The 26,782-nt window shown below is 60.8% G+C and carries 24 protein-coding genes; 14 read left to right on the forward strand and 10 right to left on the reverse strand.

Annotated features, from left to right (window positions below; all coding sequences use genetic code 11):
- Positions 1-8 precede the first annotated feature (8 nt).
- Positions 9-1,301 (forward strand): putative hydroxymethylpyrimidine transporter CytX, encoded by a 1,293-nt coding sequence (cytX, locus tag PspS49_RS02515; RefSeq protein WP_160038004.1) that lies wholly within the window; start codon positions 9-11, stop codon positions 1,299-1,301.
- Here the strand turns inward: cytX and PspS49_RS02520 are convergent.
- A complete protein-coding gene (locus PspS49_RS02520; RefSeq protein WP_134175867.1) occupies positions 1,270-2,016 on the reverse strand; it encodes an RsiV family protein in 747 nt (248 codons plus the stop codon). The two genes, cytX and PspS49_RS02520, sit on opposite strands and share 32 nt — an antisense overlap.
- A 227-nt stretch (positions 2,017-2,243) precedes the next feature.
- Between PspS49_RS02520 and PspS49_RS02525 the strand changes: the two genes are divergently transcribed.
- The 9 genes from PspS49_RS02525 (at position 2,244) to PspS49_RS02565 (ending at position 11,751) form a co-directional block, all read left to right on the forward strand.
- Entirely contained in the window at positions 2,244-2,861 is a 618-nt protein-coding gene (locus tag PspS49_RS02525; RefSeq protein WP_034151670.1) for an NUDIX domain-containing protein, read from the forward strand.
- Positions 2,852-3,304: a DUF1249 domain-containing protein gene (locus PspS49_RS02530; RefSeq protein ID WP_016985685.1), complete on the forward strand. Its 453-nt coding sequence runs from the start codon at positions 2,852-2,854 to the stop codon at positions 3,302-3,304. The genes PspS49_RS02525 and PspS49_RS02530 overlap by 10 nt, the downstream gene beginning before the upstream one ends.
- A 99-nt stretch (positions 3,305-3,403) precedes the next feature.
- The gene (gene cpdA, locus PspS49_RS02535; RefSeq protein WP_127925595.1) at positions 3,404-4,219 is read left to right on the forward strand and encodes a 3',5'-cyclic-AMP phosphodiesterase; all 816 of its coding nucleotides are present in this window, start codon (positions 3,404-3,406) and stop codon (positions 4,217-4,219) included.
- Between the two features lie 304 nt (positions 4,220-4,523).
- Positions 4,524-5,132, forward strand: a complete 609-nt coding sequence (locus PspS49_RS02540) for a YqiA/YcfP family alpha/beta fold hydrolase (RefSeq protein WP_150750094.1) — start codon at positions 4,524-4,526, stop codon at positions 5,130-5,132.
- Positions 5,133-5,173: 41 nt separating this feature from the next.
- Positions 5,174-7,081, forward strand: a complete 1,908-nt coding sequence (parE, locus tag PspS49_RS02545) for a DNA topoisomerase IV subunit B (RefSeq protein ID WP_034151667.1) — start codon at positions 5,174-5,176, stop codon at positions 7,079-7,081.
- Positions 7,081-8,070: an esterase-like activity of phytase family protein gene (locus PspS49_RS02550; protein ID WP_127925597.1), complete on the forward strand. Its 990-nt coding sequence runs from the start codon at positions 7,081-7,083 to the stop codon at positions 8,068-8,070. Before parE ends, PspS49_RS02550 begins: the two co-directional genes overlap by 1 nt.
- Positions 8,067-8,591: a TIGR02281 family clan AA aspartic protease gene (locus tag PspS49_RS02555; protein WP_053116749.1), complete on the forward strand. Its 525-nt coding sequence runs from the start codon at positions 8,067-8,069 to the stop codon at positions 8,589-8,591. The genes PspS49_RS02550 and PspS49_RS02555 overlap by 4 nt, the downstream gene beginning before the upstream one ends.
- Positions 8,592-8,598: 7 nt before the next feature.
- Positions 8,599-10,863: a DNA topoisomerase IV subunit A gene (parC, locus tag PspS49_RS02560; RefSeq protein WP_160038006.1), complete on the forward strand. Its 2,265-nt coding sequence runs from the start codon at positions 8,599-8,601 to the stop codon at positions 10,861-10,863.
- Positions 10,864-11,040: 177 nt separating this feature from the next.
- Positions 11,041-11,751: an ABC-type transport auxiliary lipoprotein family protein gene (locus tag PspS49_RS02565; protein WP_077570583.1), complete on the forward strand. Its 711-nt coding sequence runs from the start codon at positions 11,041-11,043 to the stop codon at positions 11,749-11,751.
- Between the two features lie 397 nt (positions 11,752-12,148).
- Here the strand turns inward: PspS49_RS02565 and PspS49_RS02570 are convergent, their stop codons facing one another.
- On the reverse strand, positions 12,149-13,654 hold the full coding sequence (locus tag PspS49_RS02570) for an AhpA/YtjB family protein (RefSeq protein WP_160038008.1): 1,506 nt from the start codon (positions 13,652-13,654) through the stop codon (positions 12,149-12,151).
- Positions 13,655-13,788: 134 nt separating this feature from the next.
- On the opposite strand from PspS49_RS02570, the gene serB reads away from it, so the two are divergent.
- On the forward strand, positions 13,789-15,003 hold the full coding sequence (gene serB / locus PspS49_RS02575) for a phosphoserine phosphatase SerB (protein ID WP_008079219.1): 1,215 nt from the start codon (positions 13,789-13,791) through the stop codon (positions 15,001-15,003).
- Between the two features lie 119 nt (positions 15,004-15,122).
- Here serB and PspS49_RS02580 read toward each other — a convergent pair whose 3' ends face one another.
- The 4 genes from PspS49_RS02580 to PspS49_RS02595 all read right to left on the reverse strand — a co-directional run bounded on the left by PspS49_RS02580 (position 15,123) and on the right by PspS49_RS02595 (position 20,221).
- On the reverse strand, positions 15,123-16,877 hold the full coding sequence (locus tag PspS49_RS02580; RefSeq protein WP_160038010.1) for a molecular chaperone: 1,755 nt from the start codon (positions 16,875-16,877) through the stop codon (positions 15,123-15,125).
- A 67-nt stretch (positions 16,878-16,944) separates the two neighbouring features.
- The gene (gene asd, locus PspS49_RS02585) at positions 16,945-17,805 is read right to left on the reverse strand and encodes an archaetidylserine decarboxylase (RefSeq protein ID WP_008079215.1); all 861 of its coding nucleotides are present in this window, start codon (positions 17,803-17,805) and stop codon (positions 16,945-16,947) included.
- Positions 17,806-17,824: 19 nt separating this feature from the next.
- Entirely contained in the window at positions 17,825-18,640 is an 816-nt protein-coding gene (gene rhdA / locus PspS49_RS02590) for a thiosulfate sulfurtransferase (RefSeq protein WP_127925600.1), read from the reverse strand.
- 42 nt (positions 18,641-18,682) lie between these two features.
- Positions 18,683-20,221: an HDOD domain-containing protein gene (locus PspS49_RS02595; RefSeq protein ID WP_127925601.1), complete on the reverse strand. Its 1,539-nt coding sequence runs from the start codon at positions 20,219-20,221 to the stop codon at positions 18,683-18,685.
- 166 nt (positions 20,222-20,387) lie between these two features.
- On the opposite strand from PspS49_RS02595, the gene motA reads away from it, so the two are divergent.
- The 3 genes from motA (at position 20,388) to PspS49_RS02610 (ending at position 23,565) form a co-directional block, all read left to right on the forward strand.
- The gene (gene motA / locus PspS49_RS02600) at positions 20,388-21,239 is read left to right on the forward strand and encodes a flagellar motor stator protein MotA (protein ID WP_007915795.1); all 852 of its coding nucleotides are present in this window, start codon (positions 20,388-20,390) and stop codon (positions 21,237-21,239) included.
- Between the two features lie 3 nt (positions 21,240-21,242).
- On the forward strand, positions 21,243-22,310 hold the full coding sequence (gene motB / locus PspS49_RS02605; protein WP_150775620.1) for a flagellar motor protein MotB: 1,068 nt from the start codon (positions 21,243-21,245) through the stop codon (positions 22,308-22,310).
- 91 nt (positions 22,311-22,401) lie between these two features.
- Complete coding sequence (locus PspS49_RS02610) at positions 22,402-23,565, forward strand: sterol desaturase family protein (RefSeq protein WP_150750090.1); 1,164 nt, start codon at positions 22,402-22,404, stop codon at positions 23,563-23,565.
- A gap of 43 nt (positions 23,566-23,608) precedes the next feature.
- Here the strand turns inward: PspS49_RS02610 and PspS49_RS02615 are convergent, their stop codons facing one another.
- The 4 genes from PspS49_RS02615 to rsgA form a co-directional block, all read right to left on the reverse strand.
- Positions 23,609-24,094, reverse strand: coding sequence for a toll/interleukin-1 receptor domain-containing protein (locus tag PspS49_RS02615; RefSeq protein WP_150750089.1), 486 nt, complete (start codon positions 24,092-24,094; stop codon positions 23,609-23,611).
- The gene (locus PspS49_RS02620; RefSeq protein ID WP_150750088.1) at positions 24,094-25,053 is read right to left on the reverse strand and encodes a caspase family protein; all 960 of its coding nucleotides are present in this window, start codon (positions 25,051-25,053) and stop codon (positions 24,094-24,096) included. Before PspS49_RS02620 ends, PspS49_RS02615 begins: the two co-directional genes overlap by 1 nt.
- Before the next feature lie 2 nt (positions 25,054-25,055).
- Entirely contained in the window at positions 25,056-25,463 is a 408-nt protein-coding gene (locus PspS49_RS02625; protein WP_150750087.1) for a TIR domain-containing protein, read from the reverse strand.
- 212 nt (positions 25,464-25,675) lie between these two features.
- Positions 25,676-26,707 (reverse strand): small ribosomal subunit biogenesis GTPase RsgA, encoded by a 1,032-nt coding sequence (gene rsgA / locus PspS49_RS02630; protein ID WP_034151654.1) that lies wholly within the window; start codon positions 26,705-26,707, stop codon positions 25,676-25,678.
- Positions 26,708-26,782 lie beyond the last annotated feature (75 nt).

Here is a 26,782-nt window from a genome sequence, read left to right on the forward strand (position 1 = left end):
TAACACCCTTGAGCATTCAACCCAGCACTTATTCCCCCGACCTCGTCGTGCCCGCCGACAAGCGTGTATTCGGCGGTCGCGATCTGTTTTCCCTGTGGTTCTCCCTCGGCATCGGCCTGATGGTTTTGCAGACCGGCGCATTGCTCGCGCCAGGTTTGGGCCTGTCCGGTTCGCTGCTGGCGATTTTCCTCGGCACGCTGGTCGGCGTGCTGTTGCTGGCCGCTGTCGGCGTGATCGGCAGTGACACCGGCCTGTCGTCGATGGCCGCGCTGAAACTCAGCCTTGGCAGCAAAGGCGCCAGCCTGCCGGCGCTGCTTAATCTGCTGCAACTGATCGGCTGGGGCTCGTTCGAAATCATCGTCATGCGCGATGCGGCCAGCCTGCTCGGCACTCGCGCGTTCAGCGAAGGTTCGCTGTGGTCGAACCCGCTGTTGTGGACGCTGTTTTTCGGTGCGTTGGCGACGTTGCTCGCGGTGAGCGGGCCGCTGACCTTTGTGCGGCAGATTCTGCGCAAGTGGGGCATCTGGTTGCTGTTGGCGGCGTGCCTGTGGCTGACCTGGAACCTGTTTGCCAAAGCCGATCTGGCCGATCTCTGGTCGCGCGCCGGTGACGGTTCGATGCCGTTTGCCGTGGGCTTCGACATCGCTATTGCGATGCCACTGTCGTGGCTGCCGCTGATCGCCGATTACTCACGATTCGGCAAGCGGGCGAAGAACGTTTTCGGTGGCACCGCTGTGGGTTTTTTCATCGGCAACTTCTGGCTGATGAGCCTCGGCGTCGCCTACACCCTGGCCTTCGCGCCAAGCGGTGAAGTCAACGCGCTGTTGCTGGCACTGGCCGGCGCCGGGCTGGGCATTCCGCTGTTGCTGATTCTGCTCGATGAGTCGGAAAACGCCTTCGCCGATATTCACTCGGCAGCGGTTTCCAGCGGGATTCTGTTGCGCCTGAAAGTCGAGCATCTGGCCTTGGCCATCGGCGTGATCTGCACGCTGATCGCACTGCTCGCGCCGTTGGCGCAGTACCAGAATTTCCTGCTGTTGATCGGCTCGGTGTTTGCGCCGCTGTTCGGCGTGGTGCTGGTCGATCACTTCATTCTGCGCAAGCGCAGCGCTCAGGTCGCGTCGGCCGCATTGCGCTGGCCGGCGTTGTTGGCGTGGCTGGGTGGCGTGAGCACCTACCACTTGCTGGCGAATCTGTATCCGGATGTCGGCGCAACCCTGCCGGCGCTGGTGCTGGCAGGGCTGTTGCAACTAGTGCTGGGCCGGGCCTTCAGTTACGGCCGGGAAACAGCTCAGGCTTGAGAATGCCGTTCAGACGCGGATAAGGAATCTTCAGTTCGACGTGGCCCAGCGCGTAAGGCGCGATGGTGGTCACGTCGTACTTGAGGATCACGCCGCCATAGGTCAGCGCCACGTTCGGGGTTTTCACGAACGGCCAGTTCGCCACGAACTCCGGCTCCTGATCGAGCTTGGTGCTGATCAACCAACTGTTGTGCGCGACTTGCGCCGCCTTCCAGAACGCCTCTTCCTGACCCGGCACAAGCATGTCGGACAGGTTCAGCACCTTGTGCTGCTGGCGCGAATAGTTGATGAAGCCGCGACCCGGGGTGCCATGCGCACCGCCGGTGTCGAGGTAGCTCGACACCTCGATGATCACCAAGCCGTCATGCTGCTCGCGTACTTTCGCTTGCAGGTAGCTGCTGTTGCGTGGGCCGGCGCTGGCCAGAAACTGATCGCGATAGGCCGCCAGAGTCGGCGCAACCGGGGCGTTCTTCTCGGTGCGGGTCATTTGCAGCAGGCGTTTTTCGATGATGCCGTCCAGCGCAGGTTCGTCCGGGAAGCGCAAGGTGTCGATGTTCACCAGCGGGCAATCCGGGTTGGAACAGCCCGGTTTCAGTTGCTCTGATGCATCGCGGGTGGTTTCCAGCGGCGTGCGGTAGTTGGGCTGGAACAGGCTGGCACACGCGCCCAGGGTCAGGGCAATGGCGGCCACGGAGGCAATTTTGAAAAGCGACATGGGCGTCCTTTCGAAAGCAGGGGAAGGCAAAAAGTTACCGCTTCGACTCTCAACGAAGCAGTCAGTTCGCCACTAAGCTAATTAGAGTGGGTTTCGCCTCCACCGTCCATCCCGCTGACGGTAAAGGGGCTGCATCAAACGGTGCGGGCGCGTTAGGATGGCGCGAAGTCGAGGTTGCCAGCGACCAAAAGCAACTTCGTGATGGATGTGCAGTAAAGAGGATGCTTATGACTGATTTTGCCAATGCCATTCCGACCACCGTCGACGTCGTGCGGCGCGAACGTTGCTATGAGGGCTTCTACAAGCTCGACCGTTTGCACCTGCGCCATGAATTGTTCGCCGGTGGCATGAGCCGGGAGATCAACCGTGAAGTGTTCGTGCGCCACGATGCCGTGTGCATGCTGCCGTACGATCCGCAACGCGACGAAGTGGTGTTGATCGAGCAGTTCCGCGTCGGCGCCATGGGCAAGACCGATAACCCGTGGCTGGTCGAACTGGTCGCTGGTCTGATCGACAAGGATGAACAACCGGAAGAAGTTGCTCACCGCGAGGCGCAGGAGGAAGCTGGGCTGGACATCAAGGCCTTGTGGCCGATGACCAAATATTTCCCGTCGCCGGGCGGCAGCAACGAGTTCGTGCATTTGTACTTGGGGCGTTGCAGCACAGACGGCGTTGGCGGCCTGCATGGCCTGGAAGAAGAGGCAGAAGATATCCGTGTCACGGTCTGGGCCTTTGAAGATGCCTTGCAGGCCGTCCGTGACGGACGCATTGCCAACGCGGCGAGCATCATCGCCTTGCAGTGGCTGGCGCTCAATCGCGCCGAAGTGAGGGGGTTATGGTCGTAAACAAGTTGCGCGATCGCTATCGAGTCGACCTCGTGGGGCTGCAAGCCGCCTGCGAGGCCAACTACGCGCGCCTGATGCGACTGCTGCCGGACATGCGCAACGAGCCCGAGGCGCGGCGCATCGCCGTGACGCAGGGCGAGCAGATGCTCGGCGTGCTGGCCCTCGAAGTGCTGCAAACCTGCCCGTACACCACCACTTTGCAGGTGCGTCAGGAGCACAGCCTGCCATGGCTGCCGGTGCCGCAACTGGAAGTGCAGGTCTATCACGACGCGCGCATGGCTGAGGTCGTCAGTGCCGAACATGCACGACGCTTTCGCGGCATCTATCCTTACCCGAACGCGGCCATGCATCAGCCGGATGAAAAGGCCCAGCTCAATCTTTTCCTGGGGGAATGGCTGAGTCATTGCCTGGCGTTGGGGCACGAGTACGAAGTCGTACGCTAGTTGTGAACTGCGTCCGGTTCGCCGCTTTCCTCTTTCACTGATCCCCCAGCATAATTGCGGCACTTGATCGATTCCGTGCTTTTGCCTTGGGAGAACGCCTTGCCGAGCGTATCCACGTTGACCCCCGCCGATCCGGCGTTGCTGGTGCAGTTGTCCGACAGCCATTTGTTCGCTGAAGCGGACGGCGCGCTGCTGGGCATGAACACCCGCGAGAGCCTGCAAAAGGTCATCGAACTGGTGCTGGGGCAGCAGCCGCAGATCGATCTGATTCTGGCCACCGGCGATATCTCGCAGGACGGCACGCTGGAGTCGTATCAGCAGTTTCGCCAGATGAGCGCGCAGATCGACGCACCGGCGCGGTGGATTCCTGGCAATCACGACGAACCGATGATCATGGCCCAGGCCGCCGTGCAGAGCACGCTGCTGGAACCGGTGGTCGATATCGGCAACTGGCGGGTGACGATGCTGGATTCGGCGGTGCCGGGTTCGGTGCCGGGGTATTTGCAGGACGATCAACTGCAACTGCTGGCCCGCTCGCTGAGCGAAGCGCCGGAGCGCCATCATCTGGTGTGCTTCCACCATCATCCGGTTTCGATTGGTTGCGCATGGATGGAGCCGATTGGCTTGCGCAATCCCGAGGCATTTTTCGAGGTGCTGGATCGTTTTCCACAGGCCCGGGCGGTGTTGTGGGGGCATGTGCATCAGGAGATCGATCGTGAGCGCAATGGCGTGCGGTTGATGGCTTCGCCGTCGACGTGCATTCAGTTCGAGCCGGGGAGTGAGGATTTCAAGGTAGGGGAGCAGGCGCCGGGATATCGGTGGTTGCGGTTGTTGCCGGATGGGCGGTTGGAAACCGGAGTTGAGCGCGTTACCGGTTTCGCCTTCACCGTCGATTACGGCTCTGACGGTTACTGATTGCCAATCAAAAGCCCCTCATCGGAACGCCGCCCGCCCAGCCCTCTCCCAGAGGGAGAGGGGGCCGACCGAGGTGCCTTTCGCTATCCATCGACCTGAAGCAGCGTTGTCGATTATGGATTCACAGCACAGCGTTCAGGTCGATGTAGTTCGCAAATATCCCCCATTCGGTCCCCTCTACCTCCGGGAGAGGGCTAGGGTGAGGGCAGCTCGTGCTGTCACACCAAATTATCGAGCCCACCCCCAATCCGCTCTTCTCTCCCTGTAAACTCCGCAAACCCAAACCGACACCCAGGGAGCTCAAATGTCTGGTTCGATCCTCTATATCCACGGTTTCAACAGCGCCCCGGCCTCGAAAAAGGCCTGTCAGTTGGTGACGGTGATGGAACAGCTGGGTTTGAGCGACAAACTGCGTGTCCCGGCCCTGCATCACCACCCGCGCGAAGCCATCGGTCAGTTGGAACAAGCGATTGCCGAACTGGGCAGCCCGCTGCTGGTGGGAAGCTCACTCGGCGGCTACTATGCGACTCACCTGGCCGAGCGCCATGGCTTGAAAGCCCTGCTGGTCAACCCGGCGGTCAGCCCGCACCGGATGTTCGACGGCTATCTGGGCCCGCAGAAAAACCTGTATACCGATGAGATCTGGGAGTTGACCCACGACCACGTCACGGCCCTGGCCGAACTGGAAGTGCCGGCGCCTCAGGATGCGCAGCGCTATCAGGTATGGTTGCAGACCGGCGATGAAACACTGGACTATCGCCTCGCCCAACAGTATTACCGCGCCTGTGCCTTGCGCATTCAGGCCGGCGGCGACCATGGTTTTCAGGGTTTTGCCGGGCAATTGCCGGCGTTGCTGAGTTTTGCCGGCATTGGCGCCGATTTGTTTCAGGCAATCGATTTCACCGCACTGTGAAGTCTTGCCCCTATTTCATGAATGACTGACGACGAGACCCTATGGCCACTCCCAGCGCTAGCTCTTATAACGCCGACGCCATCGAAGTCCTCTCGGGCCTCGACCCGGTGCGCAAACGCCCCGGCATGTACACCGACACCAGTCGGCCGAACCACCTCGCCCAGGAAGTCATCGACAACAGTGTCGACGAAGCCCTGGCTGGCCACGCCAGATCGGTGCAGGTCATCCTGCACGCCGACCACTCGCTGGAAGTCAGCGACGACGGCCGTGGCATGCCGGTCGACATCCACCCGGAAGAGGGCGTGTCGGGTGTCGAGCTGATCCTCACCAAACTCCATGCGGGCGGCAAGTTCTCGAACAAGAACTACCAGTTCTCCGGTGGTTTGCACGGCGTAGGTATTTCCGTGGTCAACGCCTTGTCGACCGAAGTGCGCGTACGCGTGAAGCGTGACGGCAACGAATACCAGATGACGTTCAACGACGGCTTCAAAGCCTCGGAACTGGAAATCGTCGGCACCGTCGGCAAACGCAACACCGGCACCAGCGTGTACTTCGCGCCGGATCCGAAATACTTCGACTCACCGAAATTCTCCATCAGCCGTCTCAAGCACGTGCTCAAGGCCAAGGCTGTGTTGTGCCCGGGGCTGCTGGTCAGCTTCGAAGACAAAGGCACCGGCGAGAAAGTCGAGTGGCATTACGAAGACGGTCTGCGCTCGTATCTGGTCGATGCGGTCAGCGAATTCGAACGCCTGCCGGACGAGCCGTTCTGCGGCGCTTTCGCCGGTAACAAGGAAGCGGTCGACTGGGCGCTGCTGTGGCTGCCCGAAGGTGGCGATGCGGTGCAGGAAAGCTACGTCAACCTGATCCCGACGGCGCAGGGTGGTACCCACGTCAACGGTTTGCGTCAGGGCCTGCTCGATGCGATGCGCGAGTTCTGCGAATTCCGCAGCCTGCTGCCGCGCGGTGTGAAGCTGGCGCCGGAAGACGTCTGGGAACGCATCGCGTTCGTCCTGTCGATGAAAATGCAGGAGCCGCAATTCTCCGGCCAGACCAAAGAACGTTTGTCGTCCCGTGAAGCCGCGGCGTTTGTCTCCGGTGTGGTCAAGGACGCGTTCAGCCTGTGGCTCAACGCCAACCCGGAAACCGGTCTGGCGCTGGCTGAACTGGCGATCAACAACGCCGGTCGGCGCCTCAAGGCCAGCAAAAAGGTCGAGCGCAAACGCGTCACTCAGGGCCCTGCGTTGCCGGGTAAGCTGGCTGACTGCGCCGGGCAGGACCCGATGCGTTCCGAACTTTTCCTCGTCGAAGGTGATTCCGCCGGCGGTTCCGCCAAGCAAGCGCGGGACAAGGAGTTCCAGGCGATCCTGCCGTTGCGTGGCAAGATCCTCAACACCTGGGAAGTCGACGGCAGCGAAGTGCTGGCCAGCCAGGAAGTGCACAACATCGCCGTGGCCATCGGTGTCGATCCGGGCGCGGCGGACATGAGCCAGTTGCGTTACGGCAAGATCTGCATTCTCGCCGACGCCGACTCCGACGGTCTGCACATCGCAACCTTGCTGTGCGCGCTGTTCGTCCAGCATTTCCGTCCGCTGGTGGATGCCGGTCACGTCTATGTGGCGATGCCGCCGCTGTACCGCATCGACCTCGGCAAAGAGATCTACTACGCCCTCGACGAAGCCGAGCGTGACGGAATTCTCGATCGTCTGGTCGCCGAGAAGAAACGCGGCAAACCACAGGTCACCCGATTCAAAGGTCTGGGTGAAATGAACCCGCCGCAGCTGCGTGAAACCACCATGGACCCGAACACGCGGCGTCTGGTGCAACTGACGCTGGGCGAAGACTTCGCCGAAACCTCGGAAATGATGGACATGCTGCTGGCGAAGAAACGCGCCGGTGACCGCAAGACCTGGCTCGAATCCAAAGGCAACCTCGCCGAGGTGCTGGCCTGATGCGGTTTGGCTGGGCCTTGGCGGGTGCGTTGCTGTTGTGTGCGATGAGCGTGTCGGCCGAGCCGTTGCAGGAGTTGCGCGTGCTCTCCGGGCACCCGGTCGACGGCATGCGCGGCGGTAACCTGTCGGGGCTGGCCATGTGTGGCGGCGAGTTGTGGACGGTGTCGGACCGCGATGACGATCAGATCTATCGGCTCAATACCGCCGATCAGGTCTGGCAGGCCGAAGCCTTGCACATCGACGTGCCGCTGGTGCCGGAGACCGGTTTGCCGTGGGGGTTGCGCTCGCGCAATTGGGCCGCGTCGTTCGTGCGCGGTGGCGATCTGGATTTCGAGGGCATCAGTTGCGACAGCGCCGGCAATCGCTACATTGTCAGCGAGGGCCATGCGGCGGTTTTGCAGGTGCCCGTCAGCGGCCCGGTCAACTGGCTGAAGATCTCGCCGATGATGGTTCGCGAAGCGCGGGCCAGTGGCATGCTCCTGCATTTCAATGCGATCTTCGAAGGCCTGGCGATCAGCCCTGCGGGTGATCAGATGTGGCTGGCCGCCGAGCGGCAAAGCCGTGGTTTGCTGCTGATCAAGCGCCAGCAGACGGTGTGGGATTGCGATGGTCGTTGCGTGCTGCTCAGCGAGGGCGGCAAGGAAATGCAGCCGCCGCAGTTCCCGAAGGCCAGAGCGGTCGACCGAGACTTTTCCGACCTTTCGTTGTTTAACGGCAAATTGTTTACCCTTGAGCGCAACGCCTTCCAGATTTGTCGGCGCGATGCGCAGACCGCCAAGGTCGAGCGTTGCTGGTCGTACGCCGCTGAACTGTTGCAGGCCAACCGCCGTTACTCGCAGAACTTCGGGTTGGAAGAGGCGCTGATCGTTGACGCTGATGGTGCATGGGTCGGCGTCGACAATAATTTCGGCCCGCGCGCCGACGGTGAGGTTCGGCCGATCGTCTGGCGCTTCGCCGCACCTGACGGTGGCTGGAGCGCCAAGCCATGAGCCAGCAACCGCCGGGCAAGCGCGCCGGTCGGGTGCTGATGATTCTGGCGTGGTGCGCGGCGCTGTTTCTGGCGACGCGGTTTTTCGGCCAGTGGGAGCAGCGCCAGCAGAATCCGAACGTGGTGGTCAGTTCGGAGCAGGGCGAAGGTTTTATCGAAGTGAAACTGGCCGGCAATGCCCAAGGGCATTTTGTCGCCAGCGGTCAGATCAACGGTGAGCCGGTGGAGTTCATGCTCGACACCGGCGCAACCGATGTGGCGATCCCGGCGGATCTGGCCAAGCGCTTGAAGCTGGAAGAAGGTTTCGGAGTGACCCTGAGCACGGCGAACGGCCTGAGCCAGGGCTATCGGACCAAAATTGCCCGTCTGCAACTGGGTGACATCGTGCTGCGGGACGTCCGTGCATTGGTGGCGCCGGGGCTGCATGGCGATCAGGTGCTGCTCGGCATGAGCGCCTTGAACAAACTTGAATTTACTCAGCGCGGTGGCACCATGCTGCTGCGCCAGACAACGAACCGATGAGGCCTGCATGAGCAACCCCCTTGATCTCAGCCTGGACGGTGTAGAACGCCGCTCGCTGGCCGACTTCACCGAAAGTGCCTACCTCAACTACTCCATGTACGTGATCATGGACCGTGCCCTGCCGCATATCGGCGACGGCCTGAAACCGGTACAGCGGCGTATCGTCTACGCCATGAGCGAGTTGGGCCTGGACGCCGATTCCAAGCACAAGAAATCGGCGCGTACCGTCGGTGACGTGCTCGGCAAGTTCCACCCGCACGGCGACTCGGCGTGCTACGAAGCGATGGTGCTGATGGCCCAGCCGTTCAGCTATCGCTACACGCTGGTCGACGGCCAGGGCAACTGGGGTGCGCCGGACGATCCGAAGTCCTTCGCCGCCATGCGTTACACCGAAGCACGCTTGTCGCGGTATTCCGAAGTACTGCTCAGCGAACTGGGCCAAGGCACTGCCGACTGGGGCCCGAACTTTGACGGCACCCTGCAGGAGCCGCTGGTACTGCCGGCGCGCCTGCCGAACATTCTGCTCAACGGCACCACCGGCATCGCCGTGGGCATGGCCACCGACGTGCCGCCGCACAACCTGCGCGAAGTCGCCACTGCGTGCGTGCGCTTGCTCGATGAGCCGAAAGCCACGGTTGAACAGCTCTGCGAACACATTCAGGGCCCGGATTATCCGACCGAAGCGGAAATCATCACGCCGCGCGCCGACCTGCTGAAAATGTACGAAACCGGCAAGGGCTCGGTGCGCATGCGCGCCGTGTACCACGTCGAGGACGGCGACATCATTGTCACCGCGCTGCCGCATCAGGTCTCCGGTGCGAAAGTGCTGGAGCAGATTGCCGCGCTGATGCAGGCGAAACCGTCGAAAGCCCCGCAGATCGCTGACCTGCGCGACGAATCCGACCACGAAAACCCGTGCCGCATCGTGATCATTCCGGTCAACAGCCGCGTCGATCACGAAGCGCTGATGCAGCACCTGTTCGCCAGCACCGAGCTGGAGTCGACCTACCGGGTCAACGTCAACATCATCGGTCTGGACGGCAAACCGCAGTTGAAAAACCTGCGGGCCTTGCTGGTCGAGTGGCTGGAATTCCGCGTGTTGACCGTGCGTCGCCGCCTGCAATTCCGCCTCGACAAGGTCGAACGTCGCCTGCACCTGTTGGACGGTTTGTTGATTGCCTACCTCAACCTGGATGAAGTGATCCACATCATCCGCACCGAGGAACACCCGAAAGCCAAGCTGATCGAGCGTTTCGCCCTCAGCGAGATTCAGGCCGACTACATCCTCGACACGCGTCTGCGTCAGTTGGCGCGACTGGAAGAGATGAAGCTGCGCGACGAGCAGGACGAACTGCTCAAGGAACAAGCCAAGCTGCAAGCGCTGCTGGGCAGCGAAGCCAAGCTGAAGAAGCTGGTGCGTACGGAGCTGATCAAGGATGCCGAAACCTATGGCGACGACCGTCGTTCGCCAATCGTTGAACGCACCGAAGCCAAAGCGTTGACCGAACACGATCTGCTGCCGAACGAGAAAGTCACCGTCGTGCTCTCGGAAAAAGGCTGGATTCGTTCGGCCAAAGGTCACGACATCGACGCCACCGGCCTGTCGTACAAGGCTGGCGACGGCTTCAAAACCTCGGCGGCGGGGCGCTCCAACCAGTCTGCCGTGGTGATTGACTCCACCGGCCGCAGCTATTCGGTTGCTGCGCATACGCTGCCGTCGGCGCGTGGCCAGGGCGAACCATTGACCGGTCGTCTGACGCCGCCACCGGGCGCTTCGTTTGAGTGCGTGCTGATGCCGGAGGATGACGCGTTGTACGTGATCGCCTCCGACGCCGGTTACGGTTTCGTGGTGAAGGGCGAAGATCTGCAAGCCAAGAACAAGGCCGGTAAAGCCCTGTTGAGCCTGCCGAACAACGCCAAGGTGATCCCGCCGCGTCCGGTTGCCGATCGTGAGCACAACTGGCTGGCCTCGGTCACGACCGAAGGTCGCCTGTTGATCTTCAAAATCAGCGATCTGCCACAATTAGGGAAGGGCAAAGGCAACAAGATCATCGGTATTTCCGGTGAGCGTGTGGCCAGTCGCGAAGAATATGTCACGGACATCGCCGTACTTCCGGAAGGCGCCACTTTGGTGTTGCAGGCCGGAAAACGCACCTTGTCGCTGAAGGCTGACGACCTTGAACACTACAAAGGTGAGCGTGGACGTCGTGGCAACAAGCTTCCAAGGGGCTTCCAGCGGGTCGATGCGCTGCTCGTCGAAAACCTCAATTAGGCGTCCTAGAGGCGTCGATCCACGATTTAACGCGTAGATCGACGCTTTGGCGCTGGAGTCGGAACGCATATTCACGGATGATATGGCCTTTCCAAGCGCCGGCGTGGCCGAGCGTTCTTCATATTTATTGAGTATTTTCACTGTGGTCAGCCTTGTGGCGGCCACCTGGACGGGATGATGACTGCTCTGCGCCCCCTTATTTTCCTGCTCGCCGGCGTTTTGGGCCTGGCGGGTTGCAGCGTTCACCAGCCGGTGTCGCTGTATCAACTGGACAGCGGAAGTCCGGTTCAGCCTGCGCAAAGCGCGGGCATGGCGGTTTTGTTGGGCCCGGTAGTCGTAGCCGATTACCTGCAACGTGAGACCTTGCTGCAACGTCAACCGGACGGCAGTCTGCAAGCGGCGACCGACGGTCGTTGGGCTGGCAGCCTTTCGTCGGATATCGATCAGTTGCTGATGCGTCAGGTGGCGGGTCATCTGGACAGCCAACGTGTGGTGCTGGCACCGGCCACCGGTGGGTTTACCCCGGATGTACAGGTATTGCTGACCATCACGCGTCTGGACTCCGGCGCGAAACAGCCGGCGATCCTCGATGCGCAGTGGCGCTTGATCGACCGCCGTGGTCAGGTGCGCGATAACCGCATCGTTCATCTGCAGGAGCTGCATGCCGGCAGTACGGCGTCGCAGGTGCAGGCTCAGGGCATTTTGCTGCAGCGTCTGGCCGAGCAATTGTCGGTGGCGCTGAAGCCTTTGGCCAATCAGCCTCCGGTGGCTGAGGCACCGCGTAAATCGGCACCAAAACCGGCAGCACCGGCAGCGGAAGCCGAGAAGCAGCCGAAGATTCCGATGGCATCGCCGATTCGGACTGACATGGAAGTGTTCCGCTTCTGACGCTGGATCGAGACAGAACAGAGCCCGCCTTGTGCGGGCTTTGTTGTGTCTGGGGTTCTGCGTGAAAGATCAAAAGCCCCTCACCCTAGCCCTCTCCCAGAGGGAGAGGGGACTGACCGAGGTGTCTTGCGTCATACGTGGACCTGAAAGTACCTGGCGATTATGGATTCGGTAAAGCAGAGGCGGACTGGGAGTATCTGGCGTCATACGTGACCTGAAAGAGCTTGGCGATTCTGGATTCACAGCAGGGCGCTCAAGTCGGTGTAGCTCTCCAATATCCCCCAATCAGTCCCCTCTCCCTCGGGGAGAGGGCTAGGGTGAGGGGCTTTTCAGTCATCCACAAAAAAGCCCGCAGACAATCACTCGTCTGCGGGCTTCTGTGTTTCAGGCTTAAAGCTTAAGCCCGGCGCTCATGCATCCGCGCCAGTTGCCGCTCGAGCATCGATGGATAAGGCTCCATCAACCGCTCGACGCAGCAAGCACCCTCAGGGCTGGCAATCGGCCGAATCCGCGCGCGCTGACGGATCAGCGCATCGTCGCCGATCTTGCGTTCAACCAGCAGCAGATTGCGGCTGTGTTGTGACAGAGCCAATGCATCCTGCGCCGAATCGGTCAGCAACAGATCGATCTGGCTCAAGCCGAACAACTCATCGCCCAGGGTCAGGCCCAGTTGCAACTGCAGGGTGATGCCGCTGTCCGCGACTTCAATCTGCAACTGATGACCCAAGGCCCGCAGCAACTCGCCACAGCAAATGGCGTTGGTCAGGTAATCATCGCCACTGTCTTCGGTGTGGAACAGCATCAGCGTGCTGCCGTCGTTCAGGGTTTCGATTTCGCCCTGATACAACGAAGCGGCCTGATAGAGGCAGTCGCGATAGCGCTCCTGCAATTCTTCCAGGCGTGCCCGTGGCAAGCGGCGCAGTTGCTCCTGAGAGCCCAGTTGCACGGCCAGTACGGCGGTGTGCTGCGGCACGCTTGGCGACGGTTGGCGGATAACGGGTTGGGGCGCGCCATTGAGCGACTCGTCGCGCAGGTCGGCGAATGCGTCATCGTCATCATCGTCTTCGACGGTGCTGACCAGATGCCGCGGTGCAGGCTTCTGCGCGGCCATCGGACGGGTTTCGTCGAAACTCGGATCACGCAAGTTGCGCACCTCGAATTCCGGCTCGTCTTCTTCGTCCTCGAACTCAGGCTCCGGTTCCGGTGCAGGCTCCGGCGCGTAGTTGGCGTGCAGCTGACGCGCCAGATCGCCAATCTCATCCTGACGATCGATGCCCGGCGTGTGCTCGTCGATACGGCGCAACCAGACGCGCAATTGCAGCAGCGGCGTCGACAGGTAGCGGCCCATGCGCAGGCTCAGGGCCAGCGACAGTGCCAGCAGAATCCCGCTGAGAATGCCCATGCTTTGCAGGCTGATGGTCATCGGCTGCTGGAACTGATCCATGTCCAGGCTGATGCGCAGTTGCCCGGCGGTCACGTCCTGAAAAGTGATCTTGCTCTCGTACATGCCTTCGGCTTCGCCCAGCAGGCTGTGCTTGGGCCGCTGACCGGACTCGGCGAGGATGCGGTTATCCACGCTGTAGATCGCCGCGTGGGCCACCAGTTTGTTCTTGGTCAGGTTGTTGAGCAGCACGTTGAGGCTGAGGATGTCGTTGGACACCAACAGCTCGGTGGCAGAGGTCGCGGTCTGCGTGGTCAGGCTTTCGCCCAGCGCATCGGCCTGCTGGTGCATGGCCTGCTTGAATTGCAAACCCATCACGCCGGCATAGATCACCAGGGCCAGAGCGACCAGGATCACGTTATGGCTGGCAATGCGCAATGCAATCGGTACACGGCGGTGGCGCAGTGCACGGAAGATCAGCAGGAAGAAGTTATCGGTTTTAACTGGCGTGGGCCGGTTCACTGAGCTCGGCTCTTTTGTCCGTGAAGTTGACGCGCAGTATAGCGACAGGCCCTAGACCGGCAAAGCGCTCGCGGTGCCCGATGGTCACTGAAAGTGGGTAGAATGCGGTTTTTTTCCAGTTGCGGGGGTGCGCGTTGCGCGAAATCGTCCTGATTAACATCACGGGAGTCGACCGTCCGGGTCTGACGGCAGCCATTACCGGTGTTCTGGCACAGGGTGGTGTGAACATTCTCGACATCGGTCAGGCGGTGATCCACGACACCCTGTCGTTCGGCATCCTGGTTGAAATTCCCGATTCGGAGCAAGGTAAATCCGTGCTCAAGGACATCCTGTTCAAGGGCTACGAGCTCGACCAGCAGGTGCGCTTCACCCCGGTGTCCGAAGAGGATTACCAGCAATGGGTGGGCAATCAGGGCAAGAAGCGCCACATCGTCACCCTGCTGACTCGCAAAGTGACCGCTGGCCAATTGCAGGCGGTCAGCTCGATCACTGCCAAATATGGCCTGAACATCGATCACATCGACCGTCTGTCGGGTCGCATGCCACTGGACACGCCAGCGGACAAGGGCAAGGGCTGCATCGAGTTCTCCGTGCGTGGCGAAGCGGCTGATCCGCAAGCGCTGCGTGCCGAATTCCTCAGCGTTGCCCAAGAGCTGAATGTCGACATCGCCTTCCAGGAAGATTCGCTGTTTCGTCGCAACCGTCGCCTGGCGGTGTTCGACATGGACTCGACCCTGATTGAAGCCGAAGTCATCGACGAACTGGCCAAGGCGGCCGGGGTGGGCGAGCAGGTATCTGAAATCACCGAGCGCGCCATGGCCGGTGAACTGGACTTCCGCGCCAGTTTCAAGGAGCGCCTGGCCTTGCTCAAAGGCCTGGATGTCAGCGTGCTGGATTCGATTGGCGCCTCGCTGCGTCTGACCGAGGGCGCTGAAACCTTGTTCGCCGAACTCAAGCGTCTGGGCTACAAAACCGCGATCCTGTCCGGTGGTTTCACCTACTTCGCCAAGCAATTGCAGGCCAAGCTCGGCATTGACTATGTGTTTGCCAACGAACTGGAAGTGGTCGATGGCAAGTGCACCGGCGTGGCGATCGAGCCGATTGTCGATGCCCAGCGCAAGGCTGATCTGTTGAAAGAGCTGGCGCACAAGGAAGGTTTGCGTCTGGAGCAGACCATTGCGGTCGGCGACGGCGCGAATGATCTGCCGATGCTGGCAATTGCCGGGCTGGGCGTGGCGTTCCGTGCCAAGCCACTGGTCAAGCAGTCGGCGAAGCAGGCGATCTCGACGTTGGGTCTGGATGGCGTGTTGTATCTGCTGGGCTTCCGTGATCGCGACGGGCAGCTCTGAGTTCTCTGTTGCCTGAAACGACTCCTTCGCGAGCAGGCTCGCTCCCACAGTTGAAATGCATTCCAATGTGGGAGCGAGCCTGCTCGCGAATGTAGCGCCGCCGATCCATCGGCGGGTACTTAAAGCGACTTCCACAGCGAGTCAAAATCCTCCTCGCTCCCGCCATTCTGCGCGGTCTCCAGTGAGCGATAGGCAAACTGATTGAAGCTATGCGTACTCGCCACCCGTCGATCCAGTCCGGCGCGGTGCTCTTCGCCCTGGGTGTTGATCAACACCTTGCTGCCCTCCTGAAACGGCAAGCGCGGTGCCAGCAGGGTCGCCGGCACATCGATCGCACTGATCTCCGGTAACAGTAATCCGCGCAGATATTGACTGTGATCGTCCCGCGAACGCACCAGTTGCAAGCCGCACGGCTGTGCATGTGGCGCCACCAGTTCAATGCCCATTTGCGTGCCGCCGCCGCGCACCTGACGTATCCAGCGAATGACCGCGATGCTCCATCCCTGACTGACACTGTCCTGAATCCCGAGCATTTCGCCGGCCTGCAATTCTGCGGGCACTTCATTTGGCCACGCCAGGCAGTAACCTCCGGGGCTGTGATTGATCACCGGCAGGGCGTAGGTCGGGTAATGCGGTGTGCTGTCGGTGTGGCTTTCATCCTCAAGCAAATGGTCGTACTGAATCTCCTCATAGGGTAAAAACTCCTCAGGCTGGCTCTGCGGCGCAGCGTCGAAGGCCTGGCTCCAACTGTCCTTTTCACCTTTGGCGACGGCACGGCTGAAGTTCGCCGAGCGCGCTCCGGGATGTTTGAGCAGGTCGCTGAAACTGCGCTCGCCGCCGAGGTAGAAGTGCAGGGCGCTCATGCCTACGCACACGGTCAGATGACCCTGGCCGACGGTGCGCTGAAAACTGCGTTCGGCCGTCTGGCCCCAAGTCGCGTGCAGGTGCTGCAGGGTGTCGAAGCTCAGCCCGGCCGGGACGGGCAAGGGTGTCGAAGTGTCCTGATGCTGCAAATGCGCTTCGATGGCGTTCACCAGCGGCTGTGGATCGAAACCGAGCAACCCGCGCTGTTGCTCGCGACGAAACATGCTGCGGTAGCGCGGGCCTGCATCCAGTTCTGCGCTGATCGCCAACAAGCCTGCGTCCGGGCTGGCGGGATGCAGCTTGAGCAGCGCGCTCCACGGCTCCAGCACTTCGGCGAGCCGGGCGATCTGGTTCTGCCGCAACTGATTGCACCGGGCGCTGCCCAGCAAGAGTGCGGCGATGTAGGTCTGTTCAAGGCTCAATTCTGTAGTGAGGCTGGCCAGGTCGTCACGCACGCGTCGGTGTTGCAGTTGTAATTCAGCGGCGCTGCGGTACAACTGATGCAGTTCGAACCACAGCTGCTCCGGCGGCGAGCTATACAGCTGCGTGGCGCGCAGCAGTTGGCCTTTGAGTGCATGGGCGGCACGTTGCAGAGCCATACTGACCAGCGCTGCACGATCCTTGCTGTACTTCGGCGCAATCCGCAACACGATCTGTTTGTAGCCGATGGCCAGATGGCTTTGCAGCGCCTGGCACAGGTTGCTGATCTTGCGCGAGCGCTCGTCGAGCATGATCGCCTGATGCAGGAAGTGCCGCTCCAGATGCTGGCAGACGAAATAAACCTCGGGTCGCAGCAACTCAAGCAGGTTGAGACGGTTGTCACTGGGGGTGAGCAGCTGGTTGAGTTCGCCCAGGCCTTGATACAGCAGGCGGGCGGTTTCGCCGATGTTGGCCTTGGGCAGGTCAGCGATCCAGCGCTTGAGATCACGCGGGGAAGCTTCGCAAAACGACAGGCGCGTTTGCGACGGTGTTGGTGCTTGAAGGGACGGCGGGGAGATGGTCTGGCTCATGCCAAAAACCATAGCAGCAAATAACGTAATCTGCGGGAGCGCCTGAGGCGACTCCCGCAGCGGTCAATCAGGCTTTTGGCAGCGCCAGGCCCTGGCCCATCTGCACAGGCGAACCAGCGACCAGTTCTTCAGCCCATTTCACCTGATCCGGCCCAAACAGCACGATGGCGGTCGAACCCAGCTTGAAGCGACCCAGTTCGGCACCTTTTTCCAGATGGATCGGCGCACGCGCGGCTTCGTCATAGCGGAAGGTTTTCAGTTCACGCTTTGGCGGCGTGACCAGACCGGCCCACACGGTTTCGATCGAAGCGACGATCATCGCGCCCACCAGCACCACCGCCATCGGCCCGCGCTCGGTGTCGAAAATGCACGCCACACGCTCGTTGCGGGCGAACAGTTCCGGAACGTTTTCAGCCGTGGTCTGGTTGACCGAGAAAATCCGCCCCGGGATATAGACCATTTCGCGCAGGGTGCCGGCCAGTGGCATGTGCACACGGTGGTAATCCTTTGGCGACAGGTAGATGGTGGCGAAGTCGCCGCCCATGAACGGCGCCGCATTGGCCGCATCACCGCCGAGCAGTTCGAGCACGCTGAAGCTGTGGCCCTTGGCCTGGAACACGCGACCGTGTTCGATCGGGCCAAGCTGGCTGACCGCACCGTCGGCTGGGCTGAGGATCGCGCCCGGGGTTTCGTCCAGCGGACGCGCGCCGTCTTTCAGGGCACGGGTAAAGAAGGCGTTGAAGTGTTCGTAAGCGGTCAGGTCTTCGACCAGCGCTTGCGACATGTCCACCTGATAGCGCTTGGCGAACCACTGGGTGAAGGCATTCTTGAACCAGCGCACGCGGCACTCGGCAACGCAGCCAGCCAGGCGCGACAGCAGGTGATGAGGCAGCAGGTACTGGCTGAGGATAAACAGACGCTCTTTCATTGGTTGTCCTTAAAAAACCTTAAATCTCGACTGGCGTGTCAGGGTGGTTGCCCCATTCGCCCCAGGAACCGGCGTAGCCTTTGACCCGCGGATAACCGAGGGACTTGGCCACCAGATAAGTGAAGCCCGACCGGTGATGGGTCTGGCAGTGGGTAATGATTTCTTTGTCCTTGGTGATCCCGAGGTCTTCGAGAATCTGCGGCATGTCCGTGCGAATGCGCAGCTGACGCGCCTTGTCCATGCCGGCGGTCCATTCGAAATTGACCGCGCCGGGGATGTGCCCGGCCTTGGCGGCCAGTACTTTCTCGCCGGAGTACTCCAGTGGACCGCGCGCATCCCAGATCGCCAGATCGGCAGCACCGAGACGGCTTTGCAGGTATTCGCGGGTGGCGGTCGGCGCTTCGTGCAGGGTCAACGACAATGGGCCGCCAACGGCTGCCGGTACCTGGATCGACATCGGCATGCCATCCGCCAGCCACGCCGGCAGACCACCGTCTATATAGTGGTACTTGTCGTGACCGATCACGTCGAGCAGCCAGATGAAGCGCCCGGCCCAGCCACCGCCTTCGTCGTCATAGACCACGTAGACCGCGTCTTTGCGATGGCCCAATTCACCGAACAGCGCCTCCAGATCAGCTTTGGCCGGCAGCAGGCCCGGCGCCGGCGGCTGGCCGAGCTGAGTGCGTTTCGGGTCGACAAAGCGTGCGCCGGGCAGATGACCTTCGGTATAGCGGGCGGCACTGGTCAGATCCACCAGAATCAGTTCAGGGGATTCGAGGCGCGGGAGCAGGTCGCTCGGCTCGATGACGAGCGGCAAGCCAGAGAAGTCAGACATGTGAGGTCTCCAGAGCACAAAGGGGGGGATTGTAGCGCAGCCTCATCGGGCACGGCTGCTAAAGCTGTGCAGGGCCTTTTCGATGCACTGCGCGGTTTTGCCAAAGGCTTGCACGGTGATGTCAGCGAACGGTCCACCGCCCTGATCGGCGACAACGATCATGATCACCCGGCCATTGTTGACCAGAGAGCGCAGGAATAGATGCTCGCCCCGAAACAGCGTGCGCAGGCTCGGTGGCAGCAGCGCGGAGAACTGCGCGTTGTTGTCCGGGGTAATCCGCACCTGCGCCTGTTGCGCCAACAGCCTTTGCAGCACGCTGCTCTGGCTGACGACAAAATTCAGCGCCGCCGCTTCTTTCGGCAGCCCGGCGGTTTGATTCACGCGCAGATTCGACTGCGTGCGATCGGCCATCAGGATCATCACCCGGCGCATGCCGCTGGCGACCAGTGCATCGCGAGCGGCGACGGTCAGGCTCATGGCATTGGTGAAGCGGCTCGGTTCGGCGAGCAGTTCGGCACATTGCTTGCGCCACTGGCCCAGGTCTTCAGCGCTTGGCGCGGCGGCGGGCAGCATGCCGGCCGGCAAACGACGAGTGCCCAATGGCCACAACAACGAAACCGCCGGATGCCACAGATCCGGCATCGCATGCTGGCGCGCGCTGTTCGCGGCTTGCTGGTGCAACTGTTGTTGCACGTCGTCCATCGGGATTTGCAGATAAAGGCTGGTCAGGTATTGCCAGCGTTCGCTGTGCGGACTGTCCCAGGCCTGTTGCGCCGACAGCGCCAGACCATTGGCCAGCAGCACGGTATTGGCCGGTTGATTGAGCCAGCGGCGCAGGGTCGGGTCATCGTCGAGGCGGTTTTGCTGACGCAGCGGATGTTCGCTGTCGCGAGCAATACGCAGCACTTTCACCAGCTCGCGTTGCTCGCTGAGCAGCAGTTTATAGCCCTGCTGTACCCATATCGGCAGATGCCAGACTTGCACCAGCGCTTCGGCGATTTTCAGCAGACGCACGCCGAACAATTGCTTCTCGACCACGCGGGCCGATTCGCCCTTGTGGATAACCCGCAGCTCCCACTCTTCAAGCAATTGCGGATACGTCAGCGCCAAGGGCCACAGCGGCGACAGAAACAGCAGGCTGCCCCAATGAATGTCCTGCCACAGCCGCGCCAGGCGACTGGCAAAAAAACCGTTGGCCTGTTGCGTCGCGTGCTGGCTGATCATTTGCAGTTGGCGCAGGGCCTTGGGGATTTGCATCAGCGGTTCGGCGGGCAAGCGCGTCAGCAGCTCTTCGGTGCGGGCGAGGCCCAGACGATTGATCGCTACCTCGAGATTTTCCGCTGGCGTGGCCATGGTGCCGTGGGTGTGACGATTCGCCTCACGGATGATGCTCAAGGCCAGTGCCGGGCTGTCCTGCATCAGGTCGGCGATATCGCGCAGCGAGCTGCGATTGTCACGGATCGCGCGGCAGACTTTGTCGTGAGCCTCTTGCGGCACGGGCAGTCGCACGCCATCGAGCAACTTTACCCAGCCGTCGAGCGTGGTCGGTTTTGCGTGTGGGACGTTCGTTTCATTAGCCATGTCTGGACGGGATCTTCACTGACTGTAGACGCGCCCGGCATGGGCTAAATTGGCTTTTCGCCTGAACTGGCTATAGTCTGGCGCAGTTTTGCCGATAAGTAGAAGAAGAGATTTTTTAACTTCCGAATATGACCTTGAACCCGACTTAAGTAAGTACTTTCTACCTATGGCTAAAATTATCGGCATCATCGTCGTATTCGCGAGCGTGCTCGGCGGATACGTGCTCTCCCACGGCAAGATTGCCGCCCTGATCCAGCCCTTCGAGGTGTTGATCATCGGTGGTGCTGCACTCGGTGCATTCCTGCAGGCCAACCCCGGCTACATGACGATGCACGTGCTCAAGAAATCCCTGAGCATGTTCAGTTCGCGCTTCAGCCACACGTTCTATCTGGAAGTGCTCGGCCTGATCTACGAGATCCTCAACAAGAGCCGCCGCGAAGGCATGATGGCCATTGAAGGCGACATCGAAGATGCCGCCGCGAGCCCGATTTTCGCCAAGTACCCGGCAGTGCTCAAAGACGAACGCATGACCGCGTTCATCTGCGATTACCTGCGCATCATGTCGTCCGGCAACATGGCCCCGCACGAGCTGGAAGGCTTGTTCGACATGGAACTGTACAGCCTCAAGGAAGACCTTGAGCATCCGTCCCACGCGGTGAACGGCATCGCCGACGCCATGCCCGGTTTCGGTATCGTTGCGGCGGTACTCGGTATTGTGGTGACCATGGCCTCGCTGGGTGAAGGCGATCAGAAGTCCATCGGTCTGCACGTCGGTGCGGCACTGGTCGGTACCTTCTTCGGTATTCTCGCGGCGTACGGTTTCTTCGGCCCGCTGGCGCATTCCCTGGCCCACGATGCCAAGGAAGAGCTGAACGTCTACGAAGCCATCAAGGCTTCGCTGGTGGCTTCGGCTTCCGGCATGCCGCCGTCGCTGGCGGTCGAGTTCGGTCGCAAGGTGCTGTACCCGGCCCACCGTCCAAGCTTTGCCGAGCTGGAACAAGCCGTTCGCGGTCGCTAAGCCATGGAAAATAATCAGCCGATTATCATCAAGCGCGTCAAGCGCATAGCCGGCGGGCATCACGGCGGGGCGTGGAAAATCGCCTTCGCCGACTTCGCCACGGCGATGATGGCGTTCTTCCTGGTGCTGTGGTTGCTGTCCACCGCAACGCCGGAGCAGAAGATCGCCATCGCCGGTTACTTCAAAGACCCGGTCGGCTTTTCCGAAAGCGGCACGCCGTACATCATCGACCTGGGTGGCACACCGACCCTGGCCCCGGAAAATACCCTGAACCCTGAGGTGAAATCCCAGCCGCAACCGGACAAGGTCACCGTCGACACCGAGCAAGTTGAAGGCATGGCTGAAATGGTCGAGAAAGAGCGCCTCGAACTGCTGCTGCAAGAACTGCAGAACAAGGTCGACGAGAACCCGCAACTGCAGAAATTCAAGGATCAGATCCTCTTCGAAATCACGCCGAATGGCTTGCGCATCCAGATCATGGACGCCGAGAACCGGCCGATGTTCGACTCCGGTTCTGCACGCCTGAAGCCGTATTTCGAAGACATCCTGCTGGCCATGGCCGACACCATCAAAGCGGTGCCGAACAAGATCAGCATCAGCGGCCACACCGACGCCAAGCCATACACTGGCACTGGCGATTTCGGTAACTGGGAACTGTCGGCCAACCGGGCCAACGCTGCCCGTCGTGCGCTGATCGCCGGTAGCTATCCGGATGCGCAAGTGGCGCGGGTCGTCGGTTATGCCTCGTCGGCACTGTTCGACAAGGAAAACCCGTTCAACCCGGTCAACCGCCGCATCGACATCGTCGTGCTGACCAAAAAGGCTCAAGCGGCGATCGAAGGTTCGCAAGGTGCCGATCCTGCGAAACCTGCAGATCAAGGTCAGAACGGCGCCGCTCCAGCGACACCGGTTGATCCGAATGCGCTGCCGGCGGACCAGCAGCCGGTGCCGGCGCATGAGTTACGTGAACGGTTGAATCTGTTTGATGACGCCGCGCCGAAACCGGCGGAACCGGGGAGTGCGGCGCCAGCGCCAGCAACCACTGCACCGGCGCCTGCGCCCAAGCAGTAATCGACAAAAAGCCACGGTCACCGTGGCTTTTTTGTTTCTGCCTGCGTCGCAATGACCAGTCGCAGTTTTCGCAATCACGGAAGATCAGTTAATGGAAAGACTCAAAGCCTATTTTCAACGGCATGGCAACGCACCCTTCAAATTTGGCGAGGGGCGGGTCAGTGGCTATATTTCGGCCACCCTCGGGCTGTTGAGCCTGTTGGCGGTGTTCTGTTTCCTGTTTCCCGAGTGGCTGACCACGGCCGAACTGCGCAAGGTCTATGACGAGCAGTTCGCGCGCACCACGCTGTTGCTCGGTCTGGTGCTGTCGTTCAGCCTCGGCACCCTGAATATCCTGCTCAACAAGCGCAAACGTCTGGGGATTACCGGATTGGTGGCGTCGGGGCTGGCGGTATTCCTCGGGGGCACCAATGTCCAGGTCAGCTCGATCGGGCAGACCCCGTACTCGCTCGGTCTGGACTGGTTTGTGCTGGCGCTGCTGGTGTCGGCGATCGTGTTCATTCCGCTGGAGAAGCTCTATTCCAAGGATCCCGAACAAAATATCCTGCGCCCGCACTGGCGCACCGACCTGACCTACTTTTTCGTCAGCCACATGCTGGTGCAGTTCATCCTGATCTTCATCACCGCCTCCTCGAGCTACATCGCTGGTTGGGCGATGTCGCCGAGCTTGCAGGCAAGTGTGCAAAGCCTGCCGCTGGTGGTGCAGTTTCTGTTGGCGATCCTGGTCGCCGATCTCGGCCAATACTGGCTGCACCGGCTCTACCATGTGGTGCCGTGGCTGTGGCGCATCCACGCGGTGCATCACTCCAGCACGCACATGGACTGGCTCGCCGGTTCGCGCGTGCACTTCATCGAAATCCTGCTCACCCGCACCGGCGTACTGGTGCCGTTGATGCTGCTGGGTTTTGCCCCTCAAGCCTTGAACGCTTATGTGATTCTGGTCGGTGTTCAGGCGGTGCTCGCCCACGCCAACGTGCGGATCAACGGCGGCTGGCTGAATTACCTGGTCGTGCTGCCGCGCTATCACCATTGGCACCACGCCCGGCACAAGGATTACATCTACAAGAACTACGCGATCCACACGCCGCTGGTGGACATGCTGTTTGGCACCTTCAAATTGCCGCCCAAAGAGTGGCCGGTGCGTTATGGCGTGTTCGGCAAGGAATTGCCGGGCGGGATCGTGCGTCAGCATTTGTATGCGTTTCAAAAGCCTGAGCCGAAGACGGCTGTGCCAAAGCCGCCAGCCAGCGTTTGAGGCAAAAAAAAGCCGCGAGATGATCGCGGCTTTTTTACGTCTGTCAGAACCCGCGCCGAATCCGGTTCTTCAGTTGTTCGTGGAAAATCTCGGCGTTGCGCTTATAGGTACCGCTAAAGGATTCATTGCTCGAATCCAGCGTCATCGAGCGTTTGTTCGACACTTCCTCGCGATACGCGTCGATAAAGAAATTCAGATCACTGTCCGTGCTCAGCTTCGGCCACTTGTCCAGATACAACGGCAACTCCGTCGGCCCGGTCTTGAACGAACAGATCCGGCGGTTGCTGATAGTCGCCTCACCAATTTCGAACGGCACCCACCACGACAACGCGGTCTTCTCCGACACCACCGCCAGCAAGTGCGTGCACTCGGTGATGTTGCGGGTGATGACGCCGGTGATGTCATCGGTGGTTTGCGATTCAGGGTCCAGCACGTCGAGGTAGGTTTTGATGTTGGCCTGCATCAGGCGTCTGTTGATGGCGATGGCGTGGGCGCGATCCATGTGGCGGTAGCTGATGAAGACAGGCATCAGAAGTGTCCTTTGAGGGCGAGTTCGCGGTAGTAGGCGCCGAGCGCGGTGAGGCGGCAGCCGGTGGAGTTGATGGCGGCGTAGTACATGTGTTCGGCGTCCACGGGCTCGATCAGGCTGTGGCGATTGCACATTTGCAGTTGCTTGAAGATGTCACCGTGCTCGGGATCGAACAGCGCTTCGGTGGGCTCGTAGCTGGGGTCGAGTCTGAAAACGAAGCTCGGTTCCGGGAACCAGTCCTTGAGTTTGCGCAGGGTTTCTTCGGCGATCAGCGGCGCGACCTCGCGTAGCGGCACAAACTGCGAGACATTGGTCTTGAATACCGGACGCTGTTCCCACGCTCCCAGCGCATTGTCGACAAACGAATAGACGCTACCGGGGGTGACCTTGCCGAGTACGTTGGCAGCGCCACCATGCAGCGCTTGCAGCAACAGATCCGTGAATACACCGTGACCGCGGCTTTCCAGGGCGTACTGTTCTTTTTTGCAGGCGGTGAGAATGGTCACGCCTTCGCCGATCACACTGCTGCCACCGCGCAGATTGCGCAAGGCGCCTGCTGCACCGGCCTGGCAGCAATCGAGAATGATGATTTTATTCTTGATGTGCGGGGCCTTGTCCGCCCATTCCAGAATGTCGCTGATACGGATACCGTCTCCGCCAGGCTGATAGTCCTGGGGAATCAGTAGTCCTTCGTCGATGCTGGTGTCGAACTGCCCATGACCGGCGAAGTACAGCAGTGCCACGTCACAGTCGCCTGAGAACAGGCTCTGGATCTGCTGTTTCATGTGTTTGAGCGTGAGTTGTTCTTCGGCCGACGTCAGCACTTTACTGCTGAAGTTCGGGCGCCCGTTGGCGTGACGTTCCAGCACCGATGCCATGGCCATCGCATCGTTGTTGCAGCCGCTCAATGGCGCGACGTGCTGGTAATGATTGATGCCGATAAACAGTCCCTTGCGCATGGTTACACCGCCGTATGCAAGCGAATCGCGCTAACGATGCTGTTGGTGTTCCATGCGCATTCGGCGTTCGCGGCGTTGCGCACGACCGTGGAAATACGCTCGGCGCCGAATGGTTTGATCGCGATGATCACCTTGCCCATACGCTTGGCGATCTCGATTTCCTTGTTGATCCACTTGCTGTAGGTCGAGTACATGCCAGCCATGATCAGCACCGCTGAGCAAGGACGGATCTTGTTCTCGATGGCTTCTTCGAGCTGCCTGTCGGTCTGCGCGCCCATGATGGGGTTATGTGGCGGTACGGAAAAATTCTTGAAGGTGAAACCCGGTTGCGCGCCGAGCAGACGGACCAGATTGTCGTGGGCGTGGGAGTAGTTCCACGAGTGGCTGATGAACAGGTGATAGGTTTGCATGGGGTTCCTCGAAGGTCGCGAAGGTGCGAAGGAGGACCCCAATCTAGGCATCTGGAGCTTGCCTACAAGGGTTGGGCGGTGAAAGAGAAATGTCCTGCAAGCAGGTGTGTGCGGGTCTGTCAGAAAAGTCTGACGTTTAGCGGAGTCGGGGGTTTGTCAGGCGTGATCCGACATCCGGCAGCCCTCGGGCGAGGTGCTGCCGGTGCAGATGTTTAGTAGCCGTTTTCCGGCAGGCTGGCGATGATCGAGCGGTAGCTGTTCATGCGCTGCTGCTGCACGCGGCCATCTTCCAGCGCTTTGAGCAGTGCACAGCCCGGTTCGCGATCGTGCTTGCAGTCGCGGAAACGGCAAGTGCCGAGCAAGTCATCGAACTCGATGAAACCGGCTTCGACATCGGCGCGACTGACGTGGCCCAGGCCGAATTCACGAATACCCGGGGAGTCGATCAACTCGCCGCCGCCCGGGAAGTGGAACAGTCGCGCGGTGGTCGTTGTGTGCGTGCCCTGGCCGGACAGTTCGGACAACGGCCCGACACGGGTTTCAACTTCAGGCAGCAGGCTGTTGACCAGCGACGACTTGCCGACACCGGACTGACCGACGAATACGCTGATACGGCCGTCGAGTTGCTGTTGCAACTGTTCCATACCGTTGCCGTGGTGCGCCGAGACTTCCAGCACCGGATAACCCAGCGTGCGATACACCGCCAGCAATGCGTTGAGCGCCGGGGCGTTCTGCTCGTCGATCAGGTCGAATTTGTTCAGCAGCAGCAACGGTCGGATGCCGGCGTGTTCGGCGGCGACCAGATAACGGTCGATCAGGTTGGCGTGAGGCTCAGGCAGCGGCGCAAAGACGATGACGATCATGTCGACGTTGGCCGCTACCGGTTTGAGCTGGCCCCGGCTGTCCGGGCGGCACAGTTCGGTGGTACGCGGCAGTTGCGCGACGATCACCCCGATGCCTTGGTTACCGGCACGCCAGACGACCGTGTCACCGGTCACCAGTGCTGGCAGGTTCGCGCGCAAGTGGCAGCGGAACACTTGGCCGGCCTGATCACCGTCAACCGCCTCGACCTCGACCTGGACACCGAAGTGGGCGATCACCAGGCCGGTTTGTTCCGGGCCCAGGTCGCCACCCTCAAGGGCTTCGACAGCCGAGGACTCGCGTTTGGCGGCGCGTGCAGCGCGTTCGCCCTGAATCTTTTCGATGCGCCAGTTTTGACGACGATTGAGTTGGCGTTTGGCCATGGGTGTTCCGTCTGAAGAATGCAGCGATTAGGTAAAACGGCCGCGAGTTTAGCACGCCCGGCCAGCGGCCTAGGC

Source organism: Pseudomonas sp. S49, assembly GCF_009866785.1.
GTDB lineage: Bacteria > Pseudomonadota > Gammaproteobacteria > Pseudomonadales > Pseudomonadaceae > Aquipseudomonas.

Excerpts from the sequence above, each read along its gene's own strand:
- PspS49_RS02520 (WP_134175867.1), bottom strand. The coding sequence starts at position 2,016 with ATGTCGCTTTTCAAAATTGCCTCCGTGGCCGCCATTGCCCTGACCCTG.
- PspS49_RS02525 (WP_034151670.1), top strand. The coding sequence starts at position 2,244 with ATGACTGATTTTGCCAATGCCATTCCGACCACCGTCGACGTCGTGCGG.
- PspS49_RS02530 (WP_016985685.1), top strand. The coding sequence starts at position 2,852 with ATGGTCGTAAACAAGTTGCGCGATCGCTATCGAGTCGACCTCGTGGGG.
- PspS49_RS02540 (WP_150750094.1), top strand. The coding sequence starts at position 4,524 with ATGTCTGGTTCGATCCTCTATATCCACGGTTTCAACAGCGCCCCGGCC.
- parE (WP_034151667.1), top strand. The coding sequence starts at position 5,174 with ATGGCCACTCCCAGCGCTAGCTCTTATAACGCCGACGCCATCGAAGTC.
- PspS49_RS02550 (WP_127925597.1), top strand. The coding sequence starts at position 7,081 with ATGCGGTTTGGCTGGGCCTTGGCGGGTGCGTTGCTGTTGTGTGCGATG.
- PspS49_RS02555 (WP_053116749.1), top strand. The coding sequence starts at position 8,067 with ATGAGCCAGCAACCGCCGGGCAAGCGCGCCGGTCGGGTGCTGATGATT.
- parC (WP_160038006.1), top strand. The coding sequence starts at position 8,599 with ATGAGCAACCCCCTTGATCTCAGCCTGGACGGTGTAGAACGCCGCTCG.
- PspS49_RS02565 (WP_077570583.1), top strand. The coding sequence starts at position 11,041 with ATGACTGCTCTGCGCCCCCTTATTTTCCTGCTCGCCGGCGTTTTGGGC.
- PspS49_RS02580 (WP_160038010.1), bottom strand. The coding sequence starts at position 16,877 with ATGAGCCAGACCATCTCCCCGCCGTCCCTTCAAGCACCAACACCGTCG.
- asd (WP_008079215.1), bottom strand. The coding sequence starts at position 17,805 with ATGAAAGAGCGTCTGTTTATCCTCAGCCAGTACCTGCTGCCTCATCAC.
- rhdA (WP_127925600.1), bottom strand. The coding sequence starts at position 18,640 with ATGTCTGACTTCTCTGGCTTGCCGCTCGTCATCGAGCCGAGCGACCTG.
- PspS49_RS02595 (WP_127925601.1), bottom strand. The coding sequence starts at position 20,221 with ATGGCTAATGAAACGAACGTCCCACACGCAAAACCGACCACGCTCGAC.
- motA (WP_007915795.1), top strand. The coding sequence starts at position 20,388 with ATGGCTAAAATTATCGGCATCATCGTCGTATTCGCGAGCGTGCTCGGC.
- motB (WP_150775620.1), top strand. The coding sequence starts at position 21,243 with ATGGAAAATAATCAGCCGATTATCATCAAGCGCGTCAAGCGCATAGCC.
- PspS49_RS02610 (WP_150750090.1), top strand. The coding sequence starts at position 22,402 with ATGGAAAGACTCAAAGCCTATTTTCAACGGCATGGCAACGCACCCTTC.
- PspS49_RS02615 (WP_150750089.1), bottom strand. The coding sequence starts at position 24,094 with ATGCCTGTCTTCATCAGCTACCGCCACATGGATCGCGCCCACGCCATC.
- PspS49_RS02620 (WP_150750088.1), bottom strand. The coding sequence starts at position 25,053 with ATGCGCAAGGGACTGTTTATCGGCATCAATCATTACCAGCACGTCGCG.
- PspS49_RS02625 (WP_150750087.1), bottom strand. The coding sequence starts at position 25,463 with ATGCAAACCTATCACCTGTTCATCAGCCACTCGTGGAACTACTCCCAC.
- rsgA (WP_034151654.1), bottom strand. The coding sequence starts at position 26,707 with ATGGCCAAACGCCAACTCAATCGTCGTCAAAACTGGCGCATCGAAAAG.